This window comes from Exiguobacterium aestuarii, from assembly GCF_020171655.1.
In the GTDB taxonomy this organism is placed as follows: domain Bacteria; phylum Bacillota; class Bacilli; order Exiguobacteriales; family Exiguobacteriaceae; genus Exiguobacterium; species Exiguobacterium aestuarii_A.
Map to the genome: position 1 here is coordinate 848,187 of NZ_JAIVAC010000001.1, position 20,441 is coordinate 868,627.

Annotated in this window: 21 protein-coding genes and 1 other RNA gene; 6 read left to right on the forward strand and 16 right to left on the reverse strand. The window is 45.0% G+C overall.

Annotation, left to right across the window (positions count from 1 at the left end; all coding sequences use genetic code 11):
• Nucleotides 1-145: 145 nt before the first annotated feature.
• Nucleotides 146-1,183, forward strand: a complete 1,038-nt coding sequence (locus LCM29_RS04495) for an SDR family oxidoreductase (RefSeq protein ID WP_224861165.1) — start codon at nucleotides 146-148, stop codon at nucleotides 1,181-1,183.
• 30 nt (nucleotides 1,184-1,213) lie between these two features.
• On the opposite strand, the gene LCM29_RS04500 is transcribed toward LCM29_RS04495, so the two are convergent.
• Together LCM29_RS04500 and LCM29_RS04505 are read right to left on the reverse strand one after the other, a co-directional pair.
• Nucleotides 1,214-1,534: a general stress protein gene (locus LCM29_RS04500; RefSeq protein WP_214692491.1), complete on the reverse strand. Its 321-nt coding sequence runs from the start codon at nucleotides 1,532-1,534 to the stop codon at nucleotides 1,214-1,216.
• Nucleotides 1,535-1,622: 88 nt separating this feature from the next.
• Nucleotides 1,623-1,841 (reverse strand): hypothetical protein, encoded by a 219-nt coding sequence (locus LCM29_RS04505; protein WP_224861167.1) that lies wholly within the window; start codon nucleotides 1,839-1,841, stop codon nucleotides 1,623-1,625.
• Nucleotides 1,842-1,926: 85 nt separating this feature from the next.
• Here LCM29_RS04505 and LCM29_RS04510 point away from each other — a divergent pair, with 85 nt between their 5' ends.
• Both LCM29_RS04510 and LCM29_RS04515 read left to right on the forward strand, forming a co-directional pair.
• Nucleotides 1,927-2,985, forward strand: a complete 1,059-nt coding sequence (locus LCM29_RS04510) for a GTP pyrophosphokinase family protein (protein ID WP_224861169.1) — start codon at nucleotides 1,927-1,929, stop codon at nucleotides 2,983-2,985.
• An 88-nt stretch (nucleotides 2,986-3,073) separates the two neighbouring features.
• Nucleotides 3,074-3,511, forward strand: a complete 438-nt coding sequence (locus LCM29_RS04515; RefSeq protein ID WP_074034413.1) for a MarR family winged helix-turn-helix transcriptional regulator — start codon at nucleotides 3,074-3,076, stop codon at nucleotides 3,509-3,511.
• A 92-nt stretch (nucleotides 3,512-3,603) separates the two neighbouring features.
• Here the strand turns inward: LCM29_RS04515 and LCM29_RS04520 are convergent, their stop codons facing one another.
• From LCM29_RS04520 to LCM29_RS04540, 5 genes are all read right to left on the reverse strand, one after another.
• Nucleotides 3,604-4,251 carry a class F sortase gene (locus LCM29_RS04520; protein ID WP_224861171.1) on the reverse strand — a complete coding sequence of 216 codons (648 nt, stop codon included), beginning with the start codon at nucleotides 4,249-4,251 and terminating at the stop codon, nucleotides 3,604-3,606.
• The gene (locus LCM29_RS04525; RefSeq protein ID WP_214874424.1) at nucleotides 4,196-4,993 is read right to left on the reverse strand and encodes a DUF4397 domain-containing protein; all 798 of its coding nucleotides are present in this window, start codon (nucleotides 4,991-4,993) and stop codon (nucleotides 4,196-4,198) included. The genes LCM29_RS04520 and LCM29_RS04525 overlap by 56 nt, the downstream gene beginning before the upstream one ends.
• A 248-nt stretch (nucleotides 4,994-5,241) precedes the next feature.
• On the reverse strand, nucleotides 5,242-5,949 hold the full coding sequence (locus LCM29_RS04530) for a glycerophosphodiester phosphodiesterase (protein WP_224861173.1): 708 nt from the start codon (nucleotides 5,947-5,949) through the stop codon (nucleotides 5,242-5,244).
• Nucleotides 5,946-7,418, reverse strand: coding sequence for a carboxypeptidase M32 (locus LCM29_RS04535; protein WP_224861175.1), 1,473 nt, complete (start codon nucleotides 7,416-7,418; stop codon nucleotides 5,946-5,948). The genes LCM29_RS04530 and LCM29_RS04535 overlap by 4 nt, the downstream gene beginning before the upstream one ends.
• A 74-nt stretch (nucleotides 7,419-7,492) precedes the next feature.
• Nucleotides 7,493-9,025 carry an FAD-dependent oxidoreductase gene (locus LCM29_RS04540; protein ID WP_224861177.1) on the reverse strand — a complete coding sequence of 511 codons (1,533 nt, stop codon included), beginning with the start codon at nucleotides 9,023-9,025 and terminating at the stop codon, nucleotides 7,493-7,495.
• A 193-nt stretch (nucleotides 9,026-9,218) separates the two neighbouring features.
• On the opposite strand from LCM29_RS04540, the gene LCM29_RS04545 reads away from it, so the two are divergent.
• Together LCM29_RS04545 and putP are read left to right on the forward strand one after the other, a co-directional pair.
• Nucleotides 9,219-10,190: a D-alanyl-D-alanine carboxypeptidase family protein gene (locus tag LCM29_RS04545; RefSeq protein WP_214874428.1), complete on the forward strand. Its 972-nt coding sequence runs from the start codon at nucleotides 9,219-9,221 to the stop codon at nucleotides 10,188-10,190.
• Nucleotides 10,191-10,527: 337 nt separating this feature from the next.
• Nucleotides 10,528-12,009 (forward strand): sodium/proline symporter PutP, encoded by a 1,482-nt coding sequence (putP, locus tag LCM29_RS04550; protein WP_214874429.1) that lies wholly within the window; start codon nucleotides 10,528-10,530, stop codon nucleotides 12,007-12,009.
• A 51-nt stretch (nucleotides 12,010-12,060) separates the two neighbouring features.
• Here putP and LCM29_RS04555 read toward each other — a convergent pair whose 3' ends face one another.
• From LCM29_RS04555 to rnpB, 8 genes are all read right to left on the reverse strand, one after another.
• The gene (locus LCM29_RS04555) at nucleotides 12,061-12,366 is read right to left on the reverse strand and encodes a hypothetical protein (protein ID WP_224861179.1); all 306 of its coding nucleotides are present in this window, start codon (nucleotides 12,364-12,366) and stop codon (nucleotides 12,061-12,063) included.
• Between the two features lie 15 nt (nucleotides 12,367-12,381).
• On the reverse strand, nucleotides 12,382-12,936 hold the full coding sequence (locus tag LCM29_RS04560; RefSeq protein ID WP_224861181.1) for a hypothetical protein: 555 nt from the start codon (nucleotides 12,934-12,936) through the stop codon (nucleotides 12,382-12,384).
• A gap of 79 nt (nucleotides 12,937-13,015) precedes the next feature.
• The gene (locus LCM29_RS04565; protein WP_224861183.1) at nucleotides 13,016-13,837 is read right to left on the reverse strand and encodes a YihY/virulence factor BrkB family protein; all 822 of its coding nucleotides are present in this window, start codon (nucleotides 13,835-13,837) and stop codon (nucleotides 13,016-13,018) included.
• A gap of 102 nt (nucleotides 13,838-13,939) precedes the next feature.
• Complete coding sequence (locus LCM29_RS04570; protein ID WP_214692521.1) at nucleotides 13,940-15,358, reverse strand: alanine/glycine:cation symporter family protein; 1,419 nt, start codon at nucleotides 15,356-15,358, stop codon at nucleotides 13,940-13,942.
• A gap of 59 nt (nucleotides 15,359-15,417) precedes the next feature.
• Complete coding sequence (locus tag LCM29_RS04575; RefSeq protein ID WP_224861185.1) at nucleotides 15,418-16,320, reverse strand: Gfo/Idh/MocA family protein; 903 nt, start codon at nucleotides 16,318-16,320, stop codon at nucleotides 15,418-15,420.
• A 51-nt stretch (nucleotides 16,321-16,371) separates the two neighbouring features.
• Nucleotides 16,372-16,554 (reverse strand): hypothetical protein, encoded by a 183-nt coding sequence (locus tag LCM29_RS04580; RefSeq protein ID WP_074034388.1) that lies wholly within the window; start codon nucleotides 16,552-16,554, stop codon nucleotides 16,372-16,374.
• Nucleotides 16,555-16,671: 117 nt separating this feature from the next.
• Nucleotides 16,672-17,838: a THUMP domain-containing class I SAM-dependent RNA methyltransferase gene (locus tag LCM29_RS04585; protein WP_214874433.1), complete on the reverse strand. Its 1,167-nt coding sequence runs from the start codon at nucleotides 17,836-17,838 to the stop codon at nucleotides 16,672-16,674.
• 125 nt (nucleotides 17,839-17,963) lie between these two features.
• Nucleotides 17,964-18,331, reverse strand: an RNA gene (gene rnpB / locus LCM29_RS04590) — RNase P RNA component class B.
• A 120-nt stretch (nucleotides 18,332-18,451) separates the two neighbouring features.
• Here rnpB and LCM29_RS04595 point away from each other — a divergent pair.
• Entirely contained in the window at nucleotides 18,452-18,856 is a 405-nt protein-coding gene (locus LCM29_RS04595) for a hypothetical protein (protein ID WP_224861187.1), read from the forward strand.
• A 93-nt stretch (nucleotides 18,857-18,949) separates the two neighbouring features.
• Here the strand turns inward: LCM29_RS04595 and LCM29_RS04600 are convergent, their stop codons facing one another.
• A complete protein-coding gene (locus tag LCM29_RS04600) occupies nucleotides 18,950-20,362 on the reverse strand; it encodes a S8 family peptidase (RefSeq protein ID WP_224861189.1) in 1,413 nt (470 codons plus the stop codon).
• Nucleotides 20,363-20,441 lie beyond the last annotated feature (79 nt).

Genomic DNA, 20,441 nt, shown 5'->3' on the forward strand with positions numbered 1-20,441 from the left:
CGTTACGCACCTTTCGTACGCTTCTCTATAGTTCATAACCGACTTCGTTTTTTTCTAAACATGAAATTTTGAAAGACGCAAAGTGGCTACATGACGTAAGACTTGATATGATGGATGCAGAATGTCACAGAGAGGGAGAACGCGATTGTATATTTTTATGACTGGTGGGACTGGATTTTTAGGAGGTCGACTCGCCAAAGAGTTGATTGAACGGGGGCATCGGCTTTGCATGCTAGCCCGAACACCGGAAAAAGTAAATGCTCAGTTCACGGCGGAAGAAAGAAAATCAATCGATGTGTTGCCAGGTGATTTGACGACACACGCACTCGGTGCTGATGAACAATTTATCGATTCACATAACGGGAAAATCGATTTATTCCTACACATGGCAGCACTCGTCAAATTTGATGAAGAGTTACGCGATGAATTGTTTGAAACAAATTTAACGGGGACGAAAGAAGCTCTTCGATTAGCGAAGTTGATTGACGTTCCTCGGTTTTTCCATGTAAGTACCGCCTATACACTCGGGGCAAAAGAAGTCGGCGGCGAGACATTATATGATGTATCTCAATCATTTTTAAATCCATATGAAGAGAGTAAGGCACATGCCGAACAGGCTGTCTGGCAATCGCGGGATGAACTCGACGTATCCATCTTCCGTCCAGCCATCATCGTTGGTGACTCGAAGACCGGAGAAGCGGATTCAAAGTTCACGATGTATGGCTATATGCGTGCACTCGAGCTGTTCAAACGGAAATTGGAGCGCCGCGGTCATGATTTTGAATCCATCCGTTTAATCGGATCGGCGACGGGCACTTCGAATCTTGTTCCGGTCGATTATGTCGCGGATGTACTCTTGGCCGCCATCGAGCATGCGAAAGCGGGCACGATTTACAATGTTACGAATGATACGCCACCACGCAATGAGATGATGCTCGATTATATGAAAGAGTCGCTCTCTTTCCCGCATTTGACGATTACGGAGACGCCGTCGTCCACACTCAGTGCTGTCGAACAGTCATTCAACGAGATGGTGAAAGTATTTAATCCGTATTTGAATCGTAACATCACGTTCCATGACGAAAACACAAAACAATTGTTGAAAGATGCGGGATTCTCTCCACTTCGCCTCGACCACAAGTCGTTGCGACGAATCGTGAATGCCTATTATCAAACAAAATAATAAAAAATGGACCGGGCTTCCGGTCCATTGTCATTTATCACAGACTAATACGATTTTTCCATCTTTGATTTCGCGCTCGAGTGAGTCGACCATCTCTTTCGTAAGACCGAGGCTTTCCATCTGTTCCATCCGATCTTCCGAGTTGCTCGTAAATTTCGAGAGCAACGACTCGAACATTCCCTTTTCCGGAATGCGGTACGGTTGGACACCAGCTTCCGCTGCCAGTCGAATCGTCAATTCTTCGTCTTTGGCGAATAAGTAGATGTGTTCGTTCACACACCCTCCTGAGACCATCTCGTTCACTTCATGATCTACCGTTGTCATATCATTTACTACCCTTGTCTCTAACATGCCCCATCCTCCTAAACGTTCACAGTCATGGTTTTCACTGTTTTTGTTATTCCCGAAAAATGAGGTGGTAAACATAAATCGTCATCGTTTAATCATGAAAAGTCCATTCTTCCACTTCAAAATGCTGTACGATTCCTCCGATGCGCTCACGTTCCCCTTCTATGGTAGCCCGACCCAATAGGCGCGCGGTCACAACGAATTGATTCCCATCTTCTCGGATACGGGATATCCGATAATCCGCTTGTTGCAATAGACCAGCGATGATCTCTAGTTTTTCTCTCTCGGATGACCGAAATGTATGGTTCATGTTCATTCCCCCCTCTGTATATATGCTACCATATCGTTTTGTAATCGAGATGATATACTAAAGACAGTGAAAAGGAGTGAGTGACGTGCCTAAACAAGACTTGAATACAATCATGCTGGAATATTTGAATGAAAAAGAAGATTATGAAGCGTTTGCCACAAAACTGAAAGCGCTCCTCAGTGAATTATTGACGGAAGCCGGAATCCAGTTTCATTCGATTGTCGCCCGAGCGAAAGAAGCGGACAGTTTATATGCCAAACTGTCCCGTAAACCATACCAATACCGTTCGTTACGTGACGTCCAAGACCTTGCCGGAATTCGGATTGTCACTTACTTTCATGATGATGTACGGACTGTCGCCCAAATATTGGAGGACGAGTTTACCATTGATCGAGAACAATCAATCGATAAATCAACTTTGCTTGACTCCAATGAGTTTGGCTATTTATCTGTCCATTATGTTGTGGAGCTGAGTGAAAAACGACTTGCTCTCGGGGAATATCGTCGCTTTGCCGAAAAAGAAGCAGAAATTCAAGTCCGCTCGATTCTACAACATGCTTGGGCTGAAATTGAGCATGACCTCGGTTATAAAAACCCGAATGCTGTTCCGCCTGAAATCAAACGTAGTTTCAGTCGTGTTGCCGGGCTTCTCGAGATTGCTGATTCTGAGTTTGTGAACATCCGTAAACAACTCCGGACATTCGAACAAGAAACAGTTGAACAAATCCTTGATTCTCCTGAAAAAGTGGCGATCACTCGAGACAATTTAAACTATTACATTGCCAACGACCAGACCGTTGAAAAATTGGATAATGCCATCTTCCAAAGCGAATGGTTGCTCGAGACCGATCTCTCAGCAATCGTCGAATTGACTCGAATGTTTCATTATGCAGACATCCGAACGTTCAAAGACTTGAACGACACGCTTTCAACTTATTATACGCAAGCCGTCCAATGTGCGACGCTACTCCCTTCATCTCTACTGCCGAGACAAGGGATGGGTGTCGTCTATGCCGTCCTGGCCAAACTATTGGCAGAAGGCGATGACCCGCAAATCGAATTCTTCTTTAGACGATTCTATCCAGACTTGAAACATTACGAGGATATCATTCAACAAATCCGTGCAAAAGACGAGCCTTTATAACTTTACAGACAACATGTTTTTAATGTAGAATGTTTCTATGTTCTGAAGTATATATGAATAATATTATCACTAGGAGGTAGTTTCGAGGATGACAACACCTGTACCAACTGCTTCACGTCGTCAGCTCGTCGCTGATGCTGAACGTGGAATCCGGATGAACTATCGCGGAGTGAAAAAAAATCTCCGTTCGATGTTCTCACAATATTTGACTCGTAATGAATTCTTCATTCTACGTTCTCTTTGTCAACAGAGTCCTCAAATCGCCTCTGCTTTGTCGAATGAGTTTCAATTTTCTGCTTCGATGATCACAGCACTCGCTGATGAATTAACGAAAAAAGGGTTAATCTCTCGCGAACGCAGCGAACGGGATCGCCGTGTCGTCGAACTTCAAGCGACAGACGAAGGTCGCGAGTTGTTCGAGACGTTAGAAAGCATGAAAATCGAATACTTGATGGATGTATTTACTGATTTCTCTGATGAAGAACTCATTTTACTCTCAAAATTATTAGACCGCATGGATGCTTAATCCATGAACAGACCTCAGCCGTACTGGTTGGGGTCTATTTTTATGAGACATGAAAAAGGAGATGCAAAACAAGTGTTTGCATCTCCTTGCTGTTAGTTTGTTTCAATCAAGTGTGCCGTGACGACGATACGATCACGATACCCTAGATTTTCATCGTATGGCCCTGCACATGTAATCAGTTGAATCCGTTTCGCCTGAGTCGCCGCAAAGATTGATGCAAGCGGGACTTGATCAAGGCGATATTGCTTCACACTGACCACTTCATACGTTGCGACTTGACCTTCCCTTTGGAGCGTCACCATTTCTCCTAGCGGAAGTTGACCAAGATTCGCAAAAATAGCGGGACCGTTCAAGTCATCGAGATGACCCGACAAGACGACGTTTCCAGTCGCCCCTGCTTTCGCACCATACTGATACCAACCGACTTGATCCACTTCAGACGGTGTATCCATTCGACCAGCCTCATCTTTCCCGACTGCTTCAATCGATGCATCGACATCAATTGATGGAATGACGAGTCGTTCCGGGGTGAAACTTTTCGAATGAAACGATTGCCTGTCGACCTGTTTAGAGGTCAAGACGAGTGGTTCGGCGAATTCAGCCGTCGGCATGACGAATGGTTTGTCTGGTGCTTCAGCTTGAGCACCCATCACTAGAAAAATGATGGTACCTAGAAAGAACAGCTTAAGCGTCTTGCTTCTGACGACGAAAGACGTAGAATCCAGCTGCTGCTGCTCCAACTACTGCTGCTGCGAGCAACCAGTTCATTGACGCTGTTTGAGCGAGACCACCTTGTCCTGTTTCAGGGGCCATTGCCATCTCTCCACCATCAGCGGCAAGGAGTACTTCAAACGCTGGTTCTCCTTCAAGGAGTCCGATTGCGAATGCTGTATAGTTCTTACCACCTTCGAGTGCGACACCGTCAAGTGCTTTCACGACATCAGTCGCTCCTGCTGGACGAACTTCAAGGTCATACGTGCCAGCATCGAGTGTGCCATAGTCACTTACTGCTTTGAACTCGAGGTTCGAGAAGAGTGGGTCTCCACCTTTAGGTGCGACATCTACTGCAGGTGCATCCGGTGCAAAGTGTGCGACACGGACTTTAGATTTACCGTCTTCGAAGTTCGCATCATCTTCCATTGCAGCGATTTCGATGTTTTCAAGTTGACCGATCGCAGCAGCTGTGTAGAATTTGCCTGCTTCGATTGAAAGGTCTGCTGAAACGACGACTGTTTCTGCGTCACCTGCTGGCTTGATCTCAACGTTGTAATCCCCTGCAGGAAGTGTCAAGTAGTCAGTGAGATCCTTGAACTCTGCTCCCTCGACCGCGACTTCCCCATCCACATACACGTCAACTGCCGGTGCATCAGGTGAAGCATGTAGCACACGGACCATCGCATTTTCGTGTCCATCGGCGCTAACCGGTAGGATGAAAGCGAAGGCCAGTGCTAGTGTACCCAGTAAAGACATCAACTTCTTCATGTGAAATTTCCTCCTTTTGTCTACGGTAACCTACGACTTGCATACAACAAGTGTGATGCAGTGCTACATGGTGTGCTACATCTGATTGCTATGTAGCTCGGTGACATCTTAAACTTAAGACAATCCGACAGTGACGTAAAGGGGACACTGTGTCCTGAATGTGCTCCAATATGCTAATAGATGAAAGCGCAACCCTTACATAATTCGTAGTTCCCTTCTAACAAAATGTAAAACCCTTTAGTCTGCGACTAAAGGGTTTTACTTGCCCATTCGATATCATTGACGAAAATGGCGTCGACTTGTAACGCGCGGCAACGCTCGAGTTGTGCATCTGTCTTAATCGTATAGGGTCTGACGGGTACTTCATGTCGTTGCAAAAAACGAATCTCTTCATCCGTGATGCGATCGATGTGCGGATGAACTGAATCGGCGCCAACCGATTCGAGATATCCAACGATGTCATATAACGGCTGGGCAAGCAATATGGCCGCCTCGATGTCTGGTCGCATCTTTTTCAATCGGTGAATCGTCTCATGATTGAACGATGAGAAAAGGACACGAGACGGGTTGATGCCCGACATCTCGATTGTGTCGAGCAGCCGGGATTCGATTCCAACGTATCGAAGCACATCGGTCTTCACCTCAAGATTTAATCGGATCGATTCACCTCTCACAAGTTCGAGAAGTTCTTGTAATGTCGGGATGACCTCTTGTTGAGAAGATCGAACTCCGGCGTTAAATCTTCTCAGTTCGTCGAGTGTGTATGAAGACACCAACCCGCTCCCGTCCGTCGTTCGCTCCAGCGTCTCATCATGAATGAGAACGAGCTCACCATCTTTGGTCAAATGAACATCTGTTTCAATCCCATCTGCCCCCGTATCCAGTGCGAGCCTGAACGCAGACATCGTATTCTCCGGTTGTAGTGCCATCACACCACGGTGCGCGAACCGTTTCATTTGGACACAGTCTGATACTTCTCTGTCAAATAGCGAACAAGTGGTTGAACCGAAATTTCTTGACCTGTCACTTGTTCGATGAGTTCATTCGGCGTCAGACGTTTTCCATATTGATGGACGTTTTCTTGGAGCCATGTTTTGATCGGCTCAATCTCACCATCTTGAATCAGTGTCTCAAATTGAGGAAGGTCCGCTTTCAATGCCTCCGTCAACTGAGCCGCATAAATGAGTCCAAGTGCATAACTTGGGAAGTAGCCAAACGACCCACCCGCCCAATGTACATCTTGAAGAACACCATCTGCATTCGATGGAACATCGAGACCAAGATACTCTTTATACTTCTCATTCCACGCGGCCGGAAGCTCGTCTACGGATAACGTTCCTTGGATGAGTGCTTTCTCAAGTTCATATCGGATGATGATGTGAAGGCTATACGTCAGTTCATCCGCTTCGATTCGGATAAGTGAAGGTTTTGCCTCATTCACCCCACGATAGAACGTATCAAAATCGATGTCACCGTATGCCGGATAGAGTTCTTGGAGTTTCGGATAGACGCGGCGCAAGAAAGCTTCACTCCGACCGATAAAGTTTTCAAAGAAGAGCGACTGTGATTCATGGATTCCCATCGATGCGCCACCGCCTAGCCCGAGCTCGTCAAGCATTGGGTCGATTTGTTGTTCATACGTCGCGTGCCCCGCCTCATGCATCGTTCCGAACAAGGCATTTCGGAAATCAGCTTCATCGTATTTCGTCGTAATCCGTACATCGCGACGGTTTATCGTGATCTCAAACGGGTGCACCGTCGCGTCGAGACGACCACGGGACAAATCGTATGCAACGACGTTCATCCAGTCATGACAAATCTTTTCTTGGATGTCTGCAGGCATCGACCAGTCCAAAGAGAACGACTCTTTTGGAAGCTGTTGAATGAGCGGAACCAGCTCGTCTCGGAGAGAAGCGAACAGCTGATCTAACAAATTGACTGTCATTCCCGGCTCATAATCATAAAGTAAGGCATCGTATGGATGATTCTCATAGCCGAAATATTCCGCAAATTTTTGTTGGAATCCGATAATCTTTTTCAAATATGGAGCAAACATGTCCCAATCATTTTGATTCTTCGCTTTCTCCCAAGCCGTTTCTGCTTCAGATACAAGCGTCACGTAAGCTTGATACTCGTCATGAGGAATCTTTGCGTTTCGTTCATATTGCGTTTTTGCAACTTCAAGTGAACGCGATTCGACATCAGACAGTCCACCTTCTTCAGTCATGCGTACTAGTAAAGAAGCGAACGACTCACTCGTTTGTCGTTTGAACGCCTCGGTCGACAAATATCCGATTGTTTCCGCACGGAGCGGTGCCGACTGTTCCGGCATCTGAGTACGCATATCCCAATATAAGAGAGAGATTGCTTCATCGAACGCACGCAATTGCTTAAAATGTTCACGCCATTCTTTTGTTAGTTCCATCTGTCCTTCACCCCTATGTGTTGTTCTGTTCTCTTTCTACTTTATTATAGCTGTCAACCTTTGCCTATACTAGTTTACAAATCTTCTCGCTTCTTGTAGGGAAGTGGTTTTGTCGCAGGACCTTCTAGGACGGATCCTTTTGCATCAAAACGAGACCCATGACAGGGACAGTCCCAAGTCCGTTCCGCATTGTTCCATTTCACCGTACAACCGAGATGGGTGCATGTCAGATTGACTACGTGACAATGGTTGTCTAAATCTCGATACACCCCTTTTGTCTGATGGTCCACTTGCACGATTCCTCCTTCATCTAGTTGAAGGTCCTCCACGTCCCTGCGTTCGAGTACGCGTTCCACGGTCCCTTTTGCGAATTGTGTCGCCGTATCGAGATTGGTTTTAACAAATGAACCGACATCAGTTGGTTTGACGGTTTTCCGAAGTGGAGACACCAACTCTGAAAATCGATTCGGTTGACCGGTAAGTTGATCCGCGAGTAAATTCCCCGCTGCAATCCCGTTTGTCATCCCCCACTTCAAAAATCCCGTAGCAAGAAAAAGATCCGGTTCTCGTTTGAACATTTGCCCGATATAAGGAAGCGAGTCCAAGGTGATGAGGTCTTGAGAGGACCAACGATATGTCGCCCGATTCGTTCCAAAGTGATCTTGAGCATCGCGCTCAAGATGATCATAACGATTTCGTGTGTCCGTCACCTGTCCCGCTGTATGTCCTTCTCCGCCAATTAATAAATACGTTTTTCCATCATCTACATATGACCGATACGATCGACTGTTTTGGTCAACACTTAAATACATCCCTTTCAGCGGAGCTGTATCCGTTTCACAAGCGACGATATAGGAGCGCTCTACTGAAAATTTTGACACGTATAAACCACGTAGGTCATTGAACGGATAATGGGTCGCAATCACGACCTGATTTGCCTGAACCCGTCTCCCTGCAGCAGTGGTTACAATTGGACGTGGACCTTGACTCACATCTAACGCCCTCGTCTGTTCATAAATCTTCCCACCCATTCGGACGAATCGATCTGCCAATTCACGTAAGTACTTGACTGGGTGAAACTGTGCTTGCTTTCGAATCACGAGGGCTTGTTCAATCGGAAAAGGAAATACGTTTCGGACTTCCTCCGTCGCCTCTCCCCCGTCAAGTTTCAACCGTCGATAAGCATCAAGTTCTCTAGACAGTTCTTCACTCGGTCCCGTTGAATATAAAAATGAGTCTTCTATCGAATAGTCACATTCAAATCCTTCATCGATTTGTTTTTGGAGATAGACGAGTGCCTCCGCATTAAATTCGTAGTAAAGTCGGGCAGTCGTTTCATCGAAATGTCGAATCAACTTTTGATAAATCGTTCCGTGTTGGACAGAACACTTTGCCGTCGTGTGTCCCGTCGTTCCGTGACCAATTTCTAACGCTTCTAAGAGCGTTACTTGTTTTCCACGCTTTTGGAGTTCATAGGCACAGACTAGCCCGGCGATACCGGCTCCGATGACGACGACTTCAGATGATTCCGAAGCGGTTAACGGTGGATACAGCGTTCCGGTGTCATGTTGTCGCCAGATGGAGTTCGTGAACGGATAACGTTGCATGGCGTATTCCCCTCTCATTAATGGCATTCCTACCTCTTTACCCGATACGCCATCGTTTCATCATCAATCATTGACCTAGTTCTTTATTTTATCGGCGCAATAAATATACGTTTTCTATTATCTTTATAGAGTAACGTTAAAGGAGGGACTTGTTTTGAACCGTAGAAGGAGACACCGAAGAAGAACGTACATCATGCGACGAATGGTTGCAGCGGTAGTGTTGCTCGGAATCGTCGCACTGATCCCGACATTGGTCGGATTTAAGCAGGATAAAGAATCACCGACACCCGCTGAAACAGCGGCTCCCAAAGTTGAACCGATGAAACAAGGCCCGGTGTTCCCTGACATCGAGATGGGAACTTGGCATCCAAGTGAAACGATGTTACTCAATAACGAGGACATTCCAGTCGGCGCGATGACTTTCGTAAATGCAGATAAACAGGAAATATTGATTGATAAAAATGCTGACGACCGTGTCTTCCCAGCCAGCACGACAAAACTGATGACGGCTTTACTCGCTTACGAGAAAGCATCGGCGGCAAACGAACTCGACCAGCCGCTCATTTCAATCCAGACTTCAACACTCGACATCCCTTGGGATAGCCACATCGCGCATCTTGCGATTGGTGACACATTAACGGTTCGTCAAGCGCTATACGCCACGCTTCTTGAATCAGGGAATGATGCCGCAAACAGTCTGGCAGAGTATACGAGCGGTTCGACCGAAGCATTCGTTCAATTGATGAATGAACGGGCAAAAGTTCTTGGATTGACAGGTACCCACTTTGTGAATGCTCACGGTTATTCTGATCCAAATCACTACACGACGGCGAACGATATGGCAAAAATCGCATACGCATTTAGTACATATTCTGAACTCGTTGAGATTGCTGGTACATATGAATTTAAAGCTGAATTCAATGACAAAGACGGACATGGCAAACGACGCTGGTGGTATCACCTCGGCTCCTCCGTCAATGAGAGAAGTATACATTACTCAAAATATGTGACCGCTACGAAAACGGGTTATACCGATGAGTCGGGCTATACGATGGTGTTTATCATGCAACATCAAAATGAGACGTATATTTTGGTCACAATGCAGGCAAAATCCGGGCAAACTTTCCCGACAATGCGTTTGGTCGAAGAGAAGGCTTTTCAATAATGTAAGAAAAGGGCATGTAAATCCATGCTCTTTTTTCGTTTTTTCTGAAAAAAAGACACCTAATGTTACAGCAATGTTACAACAGGAAGTCCTCAACATTTCAAATATTCAGAATATTTAAACTTTTTAACGTCTATTTTTCACTCTCATCCGTTGATATGATGGGCTTTAGAGCCATTTTTCTGAAAAGGTGACAGTTTGCAATCATTTAAATCGTTCGGTAAGGTAAGACACAAGTTCGCCTTTTCAACTTTTGTTATTGACTGTGTGATGTGTTCACACAATCGCGAACGAGTTTGATAAAATAGATTTTCTTAACTTAATAGGAGGTAATTCAATGCTATGGCAAGAATGGGTATCAATCGCGCTTTATCTCGTGATGATGCTTCTTATCGGATACGTTGCGTATAAACGAACGACCGATTCATCAGATTATATGTTAGGTGGCCGTAAAATGGGGCCAGGAGTTACAGCCATGTCAGCCGGAGCTTCGGATATGAGTGGTTGGATGTTAATGGGACTACCGGGTGCAATGTATGCAACTGGACTATCAGCAATTTGGTTAGCCGTTGGATTGGTCATCGGAGCTTACTTGAACTACTTGTTAGTTGCTCCACGACTTCGCGTCTTCACAGAGATGGCGAACGATTCGATTACGATTCCAGACTTTTTAGAGAATCGGTTCCGAGATCACTCGAACTGGCTACGGATCCTATCTGCATCCGTCATCATCATCTTCTTCACGTTCTATACGTCAGCTGGACTCGTTTCTGGCGGGAAGTTGTTTGAAAGCTCATTCGGATTAAACTATCAGACAGGTGTCATCGTTACAATTAGTGTCGTGATCTTGTATACCCTCTTCGGTGGGTTCACGGCAGTTAGTTGGACAGACTTCGCACAAGGTGTCATCATGTTCTTGGCACTCGTGCTCGTTCCATTTGTTGCTTTAACGGATCTCGGTGGAGTAGACACTGCTGTCAATTCTGCAACGACAATTAACGCCGACTTGTTTGATCTCTTCAAAGGGACAACGACACTCGGGATTATCGGTCTCCTCGCTTGGGGACTCGGCTACTTTGGTCAGCCACACATCATTGTTCGCTTTATGGCCATCCGTGATGTGAAATCATTGAAAACAGCACGTCGTATCGGAATGAGCTGGATGACCGTATCAATCATTGGTGCAGTCATGACAGGTTTCGTCGGAATCGCTTATTTCCGTGGACAAGGAAATCCACTCGGTGACCCGGAAACAGTCTTCATTCAATTCTCAGAAGTCTTGTTCCACCCGTTCATCACTGGATTCTTGTTAGCCGCAATTCTTGCTGCAGTCATGTCGACTGTATCATCACAATTGCTCGTTACGTCATCTGCTTTGACAGAAGACTTCTATCGTAAGTTCTTTAATAAAGAAGCAAGTGAAAAAACAATGGTACTTGCTGGACGTATCGGTGTCTTGCTCGTCGGTTTTGTGGCGACGCTTATGTCACTTAACCCGTCTAGTACAATCTTGACACTCGTTGGTTATGCTTGGGCCGGTTTCGGTTCTGCATTCGGACCAGCAATCCTGTTGTCACTCTACTGGAGCAAGATGACACGTCAAGGTGCCCTCGCCGGTATTCTTGTAGGTGCCATCACCGTTATTCTTTGGATCGTGACTGGACTCTCAACTGTCCTCTACGAAATGGTCCCTGGCTTCTTCTTAAGTATGTTGGCAATCGTACTTGTCAGTAACTTTACAAGCCAGAAAGAACAGAAACGTATCAACCGTGAATTCGGTGAAATGGAAGCTGAATTGGCAGCTGCGAAAAAAGAATAATCCAGGTCAATTTAAAAACTCGGTTCCCTTCAGAGGGACCGAGTTTTTTTATTACATCGATGCTGCGATTAACCAGACACGAATCACAAACGGCACGAGCACCAACACGAACATCGCATTACGCATCCATTTGCTTCGATTCCAATAGTACGCCATCAAAACGAACGGATGAAGTGCGACTAGTTCATATGGGTTGAACCAGAACCATGTAATAATCAAGACGATTAAATAATACAGAACTGATTTTTCTTTCGTCGACCGATATTCACGCCACATGTCATATGCACCTTTGAAGAACGCAATGAATGTCGAAATCCAGAACACAATGACAATGATATTGTCGAATCCACTAAACAACTGAGTAACCACCTTTTAGGAAGCATTTTCTACATAAAAACCGCCCCAATAAATATGACGGTACGTAAACTCTTTTCCACTCTCTACAGTAATCACAATTTCATCTTCCGTCAATACGAGGACGTGAACAGGTACTTCTCCTTGGCGTAACATCGGGCTAAATAATTGAAATTGTTTATTGAGCCATTTACGTTCAGAAAAATTTTGATAATGATGTAGTGCGAGCATCGGATGACTCAAGTACGCGGCACCAACAATCGCGATTGCGACAGGTGGTGCACCCACTTCCATCATAAATGAAAATACGAGAACGAGTGACAACACTGAGTAGCCGAACTCGACCAATTCCATGAAGGAAGCACGACTGGCGATGACATATTGTATCACTCGAAACATGAGATACAATATGACACTGACGACCAGAAACTCAGAGAATGGCGAATGGCGAAACGATACATCCAAATAGAACAAGACAGGTAACAGGAGAATCCATTTCCACAGATGTAAGGCGAGGTAAAACAATGATTGATCGATGAAACGACGATTGTGAACGAGCCGTTGCATATCCATGTTTCCCACCTCCGCTTAGATGATGTGACCTTACGTTACCATTCCCTATTCTTTTAAATGATAACTAGCATTTACACGTCTAACGAAGTTTTTCTTTCCTCTCGATTAATGTTGCGTTTAAGAGTCCTCCTAGCAAAATCACAGAAGCAGCGAGGTAAAACCAAATCAACAAGACGATGAATGCTCCGAGTTGTCCGTAAAACTGTTCGTAGTTCGCGAACTGGGAATAGTAGCTGAACACGTTTGAAACGATGAGGATTCCTAGAGTCGCAAATGCCGCCCCGGCCCAACTATTCTTGAATGTACCTGATATACTCGGTAGCCACTTATAAACGAAAATAAATACGGTAAAGAGTATACCCGTCCCAACGATCCATCTGAAGTAAAACCAGATCTGGGCATAGGTCGTGACGATCTCATCGATAAACAAAATATATGAAGACACTTCACGTAGCGCTGTTTCGATCACCGGTACGAGTAATGAGAACGGGAGTACAAACATGAGTGCCAATGTGATTGCGATGTCTTGTAAGATGCCTCTCCAAAAAGCCTTATTTCGGACTGCCCGATAAGCATCGTTTAATGCCCGGACCAATGACTGCACAGCAATCGATGAAATCCAAAGTGCGGGTAAGATACTGAATGATGCCAATTTCAATTTAGAGTTATCGAAAATCGCTTCGATATTTCCTTCTAACAGCCGATAACTGGCTTCAGGCATAATGAGCGATAACGCTTGAATCACATCCCCGCTCGTAAATGGTAAAAACCCAACAATCCCTAATACGAATAATAAGAACGGGAACGTGGATAAAATGAAGTAATAGGCCAACATGGCAGCTTGGTCAAAGAAGCGTTCTGTAAAAAAACGCTTGACGACTGTCGATAAAACTTGTCTCATCTTTACTCTCTACTTTCTTTAATATAATATAAATGCGGTATTTGAAATATTATTGTTAAAATGAAGGAGAGGCTTCCGGTAACGGAAGCACTCTCATATGGGTTAACTGATTTCTTCTTTTTTCGCTTCCCACGCCTCGATGTGTTCTTTTCCGGGAAGATCGACGCCTTCTTTAAAGAATTCTGGGTCTCGCCCTTCTTTCTTCTGGGCCATGTAATCATCGAGTAACGTCTTCGCGACTTTACTCAAGCGGAAGATCGCATACATGTTGACGAGCGCCATGAGTCCCATGAAAATGTCAGCGATGGACCAGACAAGCCCTGCCGACCGTACTGAACCAAACATGACCATACCGACGACTGCAATCCGATAAATGATCAGATAGCGTTTCTTTTCCGAGATGAACTCAATATTCGTTTCACCATAATAGTAGTTCGCCAGAATAGAACTGAAGGCGAAAAGTAAGATGGCGATGGTCATGAGCGTCGTCGCAATCGGTCCAATCTCGACGAGAAGTGCCTCTTGCGCCAGTTCAATCCCTTGGAACGACTCGGACCCTTCAACACCCGAAATCAAGACGATCATCGCCGTCGCTGTACAAATGAACAACGTGTCCACAAAGACGCTGAGCGATTGGATCAATCCTTGTTTCACGGGGTGACTGACTTCTGCCGTAGCTGCCGCATTCGGTGCAGACCCCATCCCCGCTTCGTTCGAGAACAACCCACGGCGAATTCCTTGCAGGACAGCCGCACCGACCGCACCACCGAACAACTGTTGGAAACCGAGTACTCCTTCAGAGAAGATAGCCGAGAAGACTTGCGGAACGACATCAAGATTCGTCAAGACGACCCAAATGGCCAGCAAGATGTAGCCTCCTGCCATGACCGGTACGATGATTCCGGATAGTGTTGAAATAGAACGAATTCCACCGAAAATGACGATGGCGGTGACGACTGACAGAATCAAGCCGACCCATACCGTGTCGACCTCAAACACATTGTTCACGGAGAGTGCAATGGTGTTGGCTTGTACCGAATTGAAGGCAAAACCGAACGCAAACGTAATTAAGATCGCAAACACGATGCCGAGCCACCGTTCTCCGAGCGCCCGTTCGATGTAGTAGGCCGGTCCCCCACGCCAAGCCTTGCCATCATGCACTTTATACACTTGAGCAAGCGTGCTCTCAACAAATGCCGAGGCCGCTCCAATCAAGGCGATGAGCCACATCCAGAACACGGCCCCAGGACCACCTAATGCAATCGCCGTCGATACACCGGCGATATTCCCTGTACCGACACGTGCTGCGGTACCGATTGCGAACGCTTGGAATGAAGAAACTTGACCTTTTTCGTGTTTGAGTCCTTTGACAAATAGTAGTTTGAACATCTCAGGTAGCATTCGGAACTGGACGAACCCCATCCGAATCGTAAAATAAAGACCTCCTGCAATCAACACGAAGATGAGAAGGTACGACCATAAATAGTCATTGATTTGCATAATAAGTTCACGGATATCCAACGAAATCGCCTCCTTTTATCGGGTTTTTACCCGCTATGAATCTGACAGAAACAGCGGGTTCACTGCACGTTTTTAAGAACCTCTTCACATAGACGATGTGTCTCTAAACTATCCTCAGCTAGGACTGACTTGTTCGCTTCCCCATTTAACAGTTTGATAAAGTCATCAATCAAGTCGATAAAACCCCGACGCTTTAAATTCGACTCCCACGGATCAAGCGGCCACTCTTTTACTCCGTCGACGCCATAGTCTATGACTCGTTCGACGTCCCGCGTGACACGCTTCACAGATGGAGACATGACTTCCATCACTTCTTCCGTACAACCATTATCCCGGTTCATCCAGCCGATTGCTTCAATTCCACCCGCCTGAAAATGAATCATCACCTGTTTCAACACATCTCCTTCATATCGCGGCGTGACAGACAAGCGTTCGACAGGATGAAGGTCCGTCAAATAACGAAGCGTATCGACGACGTGCACAAAGTCCTCGATGATAAATTCTCGAAGTGTCGCCGGTTTATACGTTCTGTTCTTTTGAATAAGTATCATGTTCTTTTGTTCGACTTGTTTAAGCGCCTCTGTCGCCGTAGCAAATCGGCGATTGAAGCCCGTGACGAGATGAACACCCTTCTCTTTCGCAAGTGCAACAAGACGTTCCGTCTCTTCAAGTGAGAACGTGATCGGCTTGTCGATGAAGACATGCTTCCCTTGTCGTAAACAATATTCCGCTTGCTCGTAATGGGCAGCTGTCGTCGAATGAATCATGACCGCATCGATTTTTGTCATCGGTACGTCTTGAAGGTCCGTATATCCTTTTTCAAAACGATAGGTCGATATGATGTCCTGTAACTTCTGTTCATCTCTTGAGACAAGATACACGTTCACGTTTTTTAATCCGGCGTATACAGGCAGATACGCTTTTTTTGCCACGTCACCTATGCCTACTACTAACATCTTCATCTACTCACTCCTCCAATAATATGTAGAAAGCCCGAAGCGACTGCCTCGGGCTCATGTAATAGATACAATCTCAAAACTGGTGATCGGTTCACGAATCGCGTCGGATACAATCTGGTAAGCCGCATTTAGTTCTTCTTGATTATTCAAATCTGGCACCCGGTCCATTTCCACCTCGACCGTCCGAGTGTTCTGTTCTTTCGCGTGTAATTGATATTCAACGGTATACTTTTGCATCACATGTCCCCCTCTAATTATACATATGTTATGTATAACCTGTTATTTGAATGATGAAACAAGTGAGTTTGTTCATCGGAAGCAAAAAAATGACCGCTCGCTAGAACGGTCATTCGTTTATGACTCCGATTTTGGTGACGCGTCACGGTTTGGGCGTGGACGACGTTTTCCAAAGTACTGATAATATTGAGTTTCGATGTTACCGTTGTACAACTTCCGACGCTTCGTCGCCGGGCGACCGTATGCTTTTTCGAAGTCCTCATAACTCGTCAACATGTAGACGCTGTATCCAGGGTACTTCGCATATTGTGCGCCGATCCGCTCGTACAAGTCGATGATTTCTTCTTCTGACTGAAGTCGTTCCCCGTAAGGCGGGTTACCAATGATGACGCCGTACTCCTCTTTCGGTTTCAATGCGGCCGCATCACTATGGACGAACGTGATCGCATCACGGACATCGGCGAGTTCCGCGTTGTCTTTCGCAAGTTTTACCATACGCGGGTCAAGGTCGATTCCATAGATTTTGAGCGGTTTATCCCACTCCGCTTTTTCGTTCGCTTCGTTCATGGCTGCATACCACGCTTTTTTCGGGATACATGTCCAGTCCTGAGCGAAGTATTCGCGATTGATACCCGGCGCGATGTTTCGTCCGATCATCGCCGCCTCGATTGCGAGTGTCCCTGAACCTGTAAAGACATCATAAAACGGCATATCAGGACGCCAGTTCGTCAATTGAATCATTGCCGCCGCCATCGTTTCTTTAAGTGGTGCCTGTGAATGCAACTCACGGTAGCCTCGACGGTGAAGCGGTCCTGACGTATCGATTGTGATCGTCGCTACATCTTTTAACAAAGCGACTTCAATCGGGAATTTCGCACCTGACTTCGGTAACCATTCCCCTCCCTTATGATAGCCACGTTGCATCGCTTCGACGATTGCCTTCTCCGTGATTTTTTGACAGTCCCGGATTGAGAACAGTTTCGATTTGACCGAGCGACCGTCAACCGTGAACGCAGCGTCCCACGGCATGAAATCTGTCCACGGCAATGTCACAACCCCGTCGAATAGTTCTGTGAACGTTGTCGCCTTGAACTCTGCTACGACGAGTTTGACACGGTCTGCCGTGCGCAACCACATATTTAATCGTGGGATGTCTTCCATTTCCGCATCGATGTATACTCGACCATTCTCGACTTCACATGTGTATCCTAAGTCTCTTACTTCTTTTGCAACGAGTGCCTCAATCCCCATCGCTGCTGTCGCAATCAGTTTACGTTTTGCCATCTGCAATCGCCTTCTTTCTACATTAAAATCTTTCATTCATGTTGTAAATTGTAAAAAAATCATGAAAAAAGGAGCTCAAGTATATGTGCTTGAACTCCTTGTCGTTGTTAGTTGAGACTATGTTGTCCTGTAAGCCATGTTCTGTACTCCGGTGCTCATAGCGGTCTCCCTGGCACGATGGAGTGACAATCATCTATCTGCGCACATCGGCGCCCTCCGTCCCGTTCGGTTCCGGTTCGGAAGTTCCCCTACCATAGTTTGGGTTTCTCGCTCGTGGGGTTTACCTCGTTCCACTCTGAACGTTTCCGATCAGACTTCGTCACTGTGGCACTTTCAAGAAGCGTACACCATATCCGAGGACTTAGGTGTTTCTTCTGCCGTCAACTTGCGTTGCCTACACTTATCTTTTCGTGTAGCACGATCACTACAGCCATCACAGGCTGTGCGAGCATGGACTTTCCTCAAAACTTGCGTCCCGCGATTGTCCAGACCTCATAGTCACTTCAACCATTGTAGCGGAAATTTCAACAATTTACAACTGAAATTCGAAACTTGATTTTACATTCAGTCAGCGCTAAAATAAGGCGTGTTCATTGAATAAGGAGGGATTTTGATGCATCAAGATGCAAAAAACGGTTGGATTCAACGTCTGACTTATGTAATAGAAATCGATGACATTAAAGTGCTCCACCCGAACAACGGCGTGTTCGCCTTCTACCGAAATAATCGTCTCGTCCGAGGGTTTGAACCGTTCGATATTAAAGCACCGAACGAACTCTCGAAACGATCTTATCATTTTGACCATCATAATTTAGCACACTTAGAAGAGCGTTTCCCTGACGCGATTCCGGTGTTCGACGAAACCCATGAAACGCGTCGCGTTTGGAGTGATCGGGTTCGTGTCGGATTATGCGAAATCATCCGCGATGGTAAACTCAGTTTTGAGCATATTGACGACCAAGGAAATGTATTAGAAGCGAGTATCCGTTGGTATGGAGAAGCCATCACCATCGATTGAATTTTTCACTCTAAAATTAAAAGGTGAAAGAGGAAGAATTGACAAACTTCCTCTTTCACCTTTATTTTACATAAAATATAACTTTAGCAAATATTATGGGTAATAAATCGTCTTAACACTCTTCTGATTACGATCATCTGGTTTCAAGACAAATGTCATCGTTTTATTCGTATCACCATTTATAAAGAATGTTCCAACCGGACGTTTTCCAGAAAAAACAATCTTCCCTTCAACATCTCTTACTTCAACGTTACCTTTTCTTGAAAGATCAACCTCAAACGTTTTCTTATCTTTAGCACTAATTCGAATTTTAGTCTTCGTATTGTTTACATAGTTGAATGTTTTACTTGTTTCGCGTTTATAAGTCCCATCGCTAACTTTTGCTACTAACTTATATTGTCCACTCGATAACCAATCACCATTTGCAAACATTGTGAACTCTTTATTAACTGGCAGTGTTTTTATCTTCTTAGAACCTTGATATAATGCCAAACTAGTTTTTACTTTTTTAGCAGTACCAAGCTTCACACGCACATTTCGTACATATGGCTCTAATATGTTCTGAGGAGAACTTACAATAATCGGCTGAGGTGTTGCATCTAATAGACGTTTCACATTTAATTCTGTATACGATTTTCCGTTCGATTTTGGCATTTTGGCAATCAAGTTGTCAATTTCAGACGGATTTAAATAAGGGTTTACTGATTTTACTAAAGCAAGTGCAGAAGTGACCATCGGTGCTGCCATTGAAGTACCGTCCATGTATACGTACTGATTTTTAACACCGAGAGATAAAACACTAACACCTGGAGCAACAATTTTTACGTCTTTGTTCATGTTACTAAAATCTGCAATCCGATGCTTAGCATCGACCGCTCCCACTGCAACAACCTCTTTCATACTAGCTGGAAACGATATTTTATTAGAAGAATCGTTTCCTGAAGAAGCAACAATTGTGACTCCTTTAGATCTTGCCGTCTTAATGGAATTAGCAAGAACTTTATCATATTCGTCTCCACCTAAAGATAGATTAATAATTGTTGCACCGTTGGCCACTGCTTTATCAACCGCTTTTGCAACTGTCCAAGAATCTGTATATTCAGAGTTTTTTCCATAAAAGACATTGTAAAAGTCATATCGAACAGAAGGTGCCATACCAGCAATTCCGGATTTATTGTGTTTACTTGCCATTATCCCAGAAGTATGGGTTCCATGATAATCAGCACTATAAGGACCCTTCATCGAGTTAAGAATGCGAGGAACACTTTTTAACTCAGAATGTGTATGGTCTACAGAGGAATCAATCAACGCAACCAAAATATCAGATGATCCCCTTGTAACATTCCACGCCTTATTCGTTTCACTTTGATTAATATAATATTGATTTTTATACTTCGGTTCACTCACTTGATAACTATGTTTCTCTAACACGACAGGTTTTTCTGCATACGAATGCAGAGGAGAGATAAATGCTGCTATCGTTAAACCCAATAAAAGTTTCTTCATTTGACACACTCCATTCGAACAAATGATTGATTACTTTATTATTGCAAAACAAATAGCAGATTTACCTATTTTTTAAATA

Coding starts and splice junctions, on each gene's coding strand:
- LCM29_RS04500 (WP_214692491.1), bottom strand. CDS start 1,534: ATGTTAGAGACAAGGGTAGTAAATGATATGACAACGGTAGATCATGAA.
- LCM29_RS04505 (WP_224861167.1), bottom strand. CDS start 1,841: ATGAACCATACATTTCGGTCATCCGAGAGAGAAAAACTAGAGATCATC.
- LCM29_RS04515 (WP_074034413.1), top strand. CDS start 3,074: ATGACAACACCTGTACCAACTGCTTCACGTCGTCAGCTCGTCGCTGAT.
- LCM29_RS04525 (WP_214874424.1), bottom strand. CDS start 4,993: ATGAAGAAGTTGATGTCTTTACTGGGTACACTAGCACTGGCCTTCGCT.
- LCM29_RS04530 (WP_224861173.1), bottom strand. CDS start 5,949: ATGAAACGGTTCGCGCACCGTGGTGTGATGGCACTACAACCGGAGAAT.
- LCM29_RS04535 (WP_224861175.1), bottom strand. CDS start 7,418: ATGGAACTAACAAAAGAATGGCGTGAACATTTTAAGCAATTGCGTGCG.
- LCM29_RS04540 (WP_224861177.1), bottom strand. CDS start 9,025: ATGCAACGTTATCCGTTCACGAACTCCATCTGGCGACAACATGACACC.
- LCM29_RS04545 (WP_214874428.1), top strand. CDS start 9,219: ATGCGACGAATGGTTGCAGCGGTAGTGTTGCTCGGAATCGTCGCACTG.
- putP (WP_214874429.1), top strand. CDS start 10,528: ATGCTATGGCAAGAATGGGTATCAATCGCGCTTTATCTCGTGATGATG.
- LCM29_RS04560 (WP_224861181.1), bottom strand. CDS start 12,936: ATGGATATGCAACGGCTCGTTCACAATCGTCGTTTCATCGATCAATCA.
- LCM29_RS04565 (WP_224861183.1), bottom strand. CDS start 13,837: ATGAGACAAGTTTTATCGACAGTCGTCAAGCGTTTTTTTACAGAACGC.
- LCM29_RS04575 (WP_224861185.1), bottom strand. CDS start 16,320: ATGAAGATGTTAGTAGTAGGCATAGGTGACGTGGCAAAAAAAGCGTAT.
- LCM29_RS04580 (WP_074034388.1), bottom strand. CDS start 16,554: ATGCAAAAGTATACCGTTGAATATCAATTACACGCGAAAGAACAGAAC.
- LCM29_RS04585 (WP_214874433.1), bottom strand. CDS start 17,838: ATGGCAAAACGTAAACTGATTGCGACAGCAGCGATGGGGATTGAGGCA.
- LCM29_RS04595 (WP_224861187.1), top strand. CDS start 18,452: ATGCATCAAGATGCAAAAAACGGTTGGATTCAACGTCTGACTTATGTA.
- LCM29_RS04600 (WP_224861189.1), bottom strand. CDS start 20,362: ATGAAGAAACTTTTATTGGGTTTAACGATAGCAGCATTTATCTCTCCT.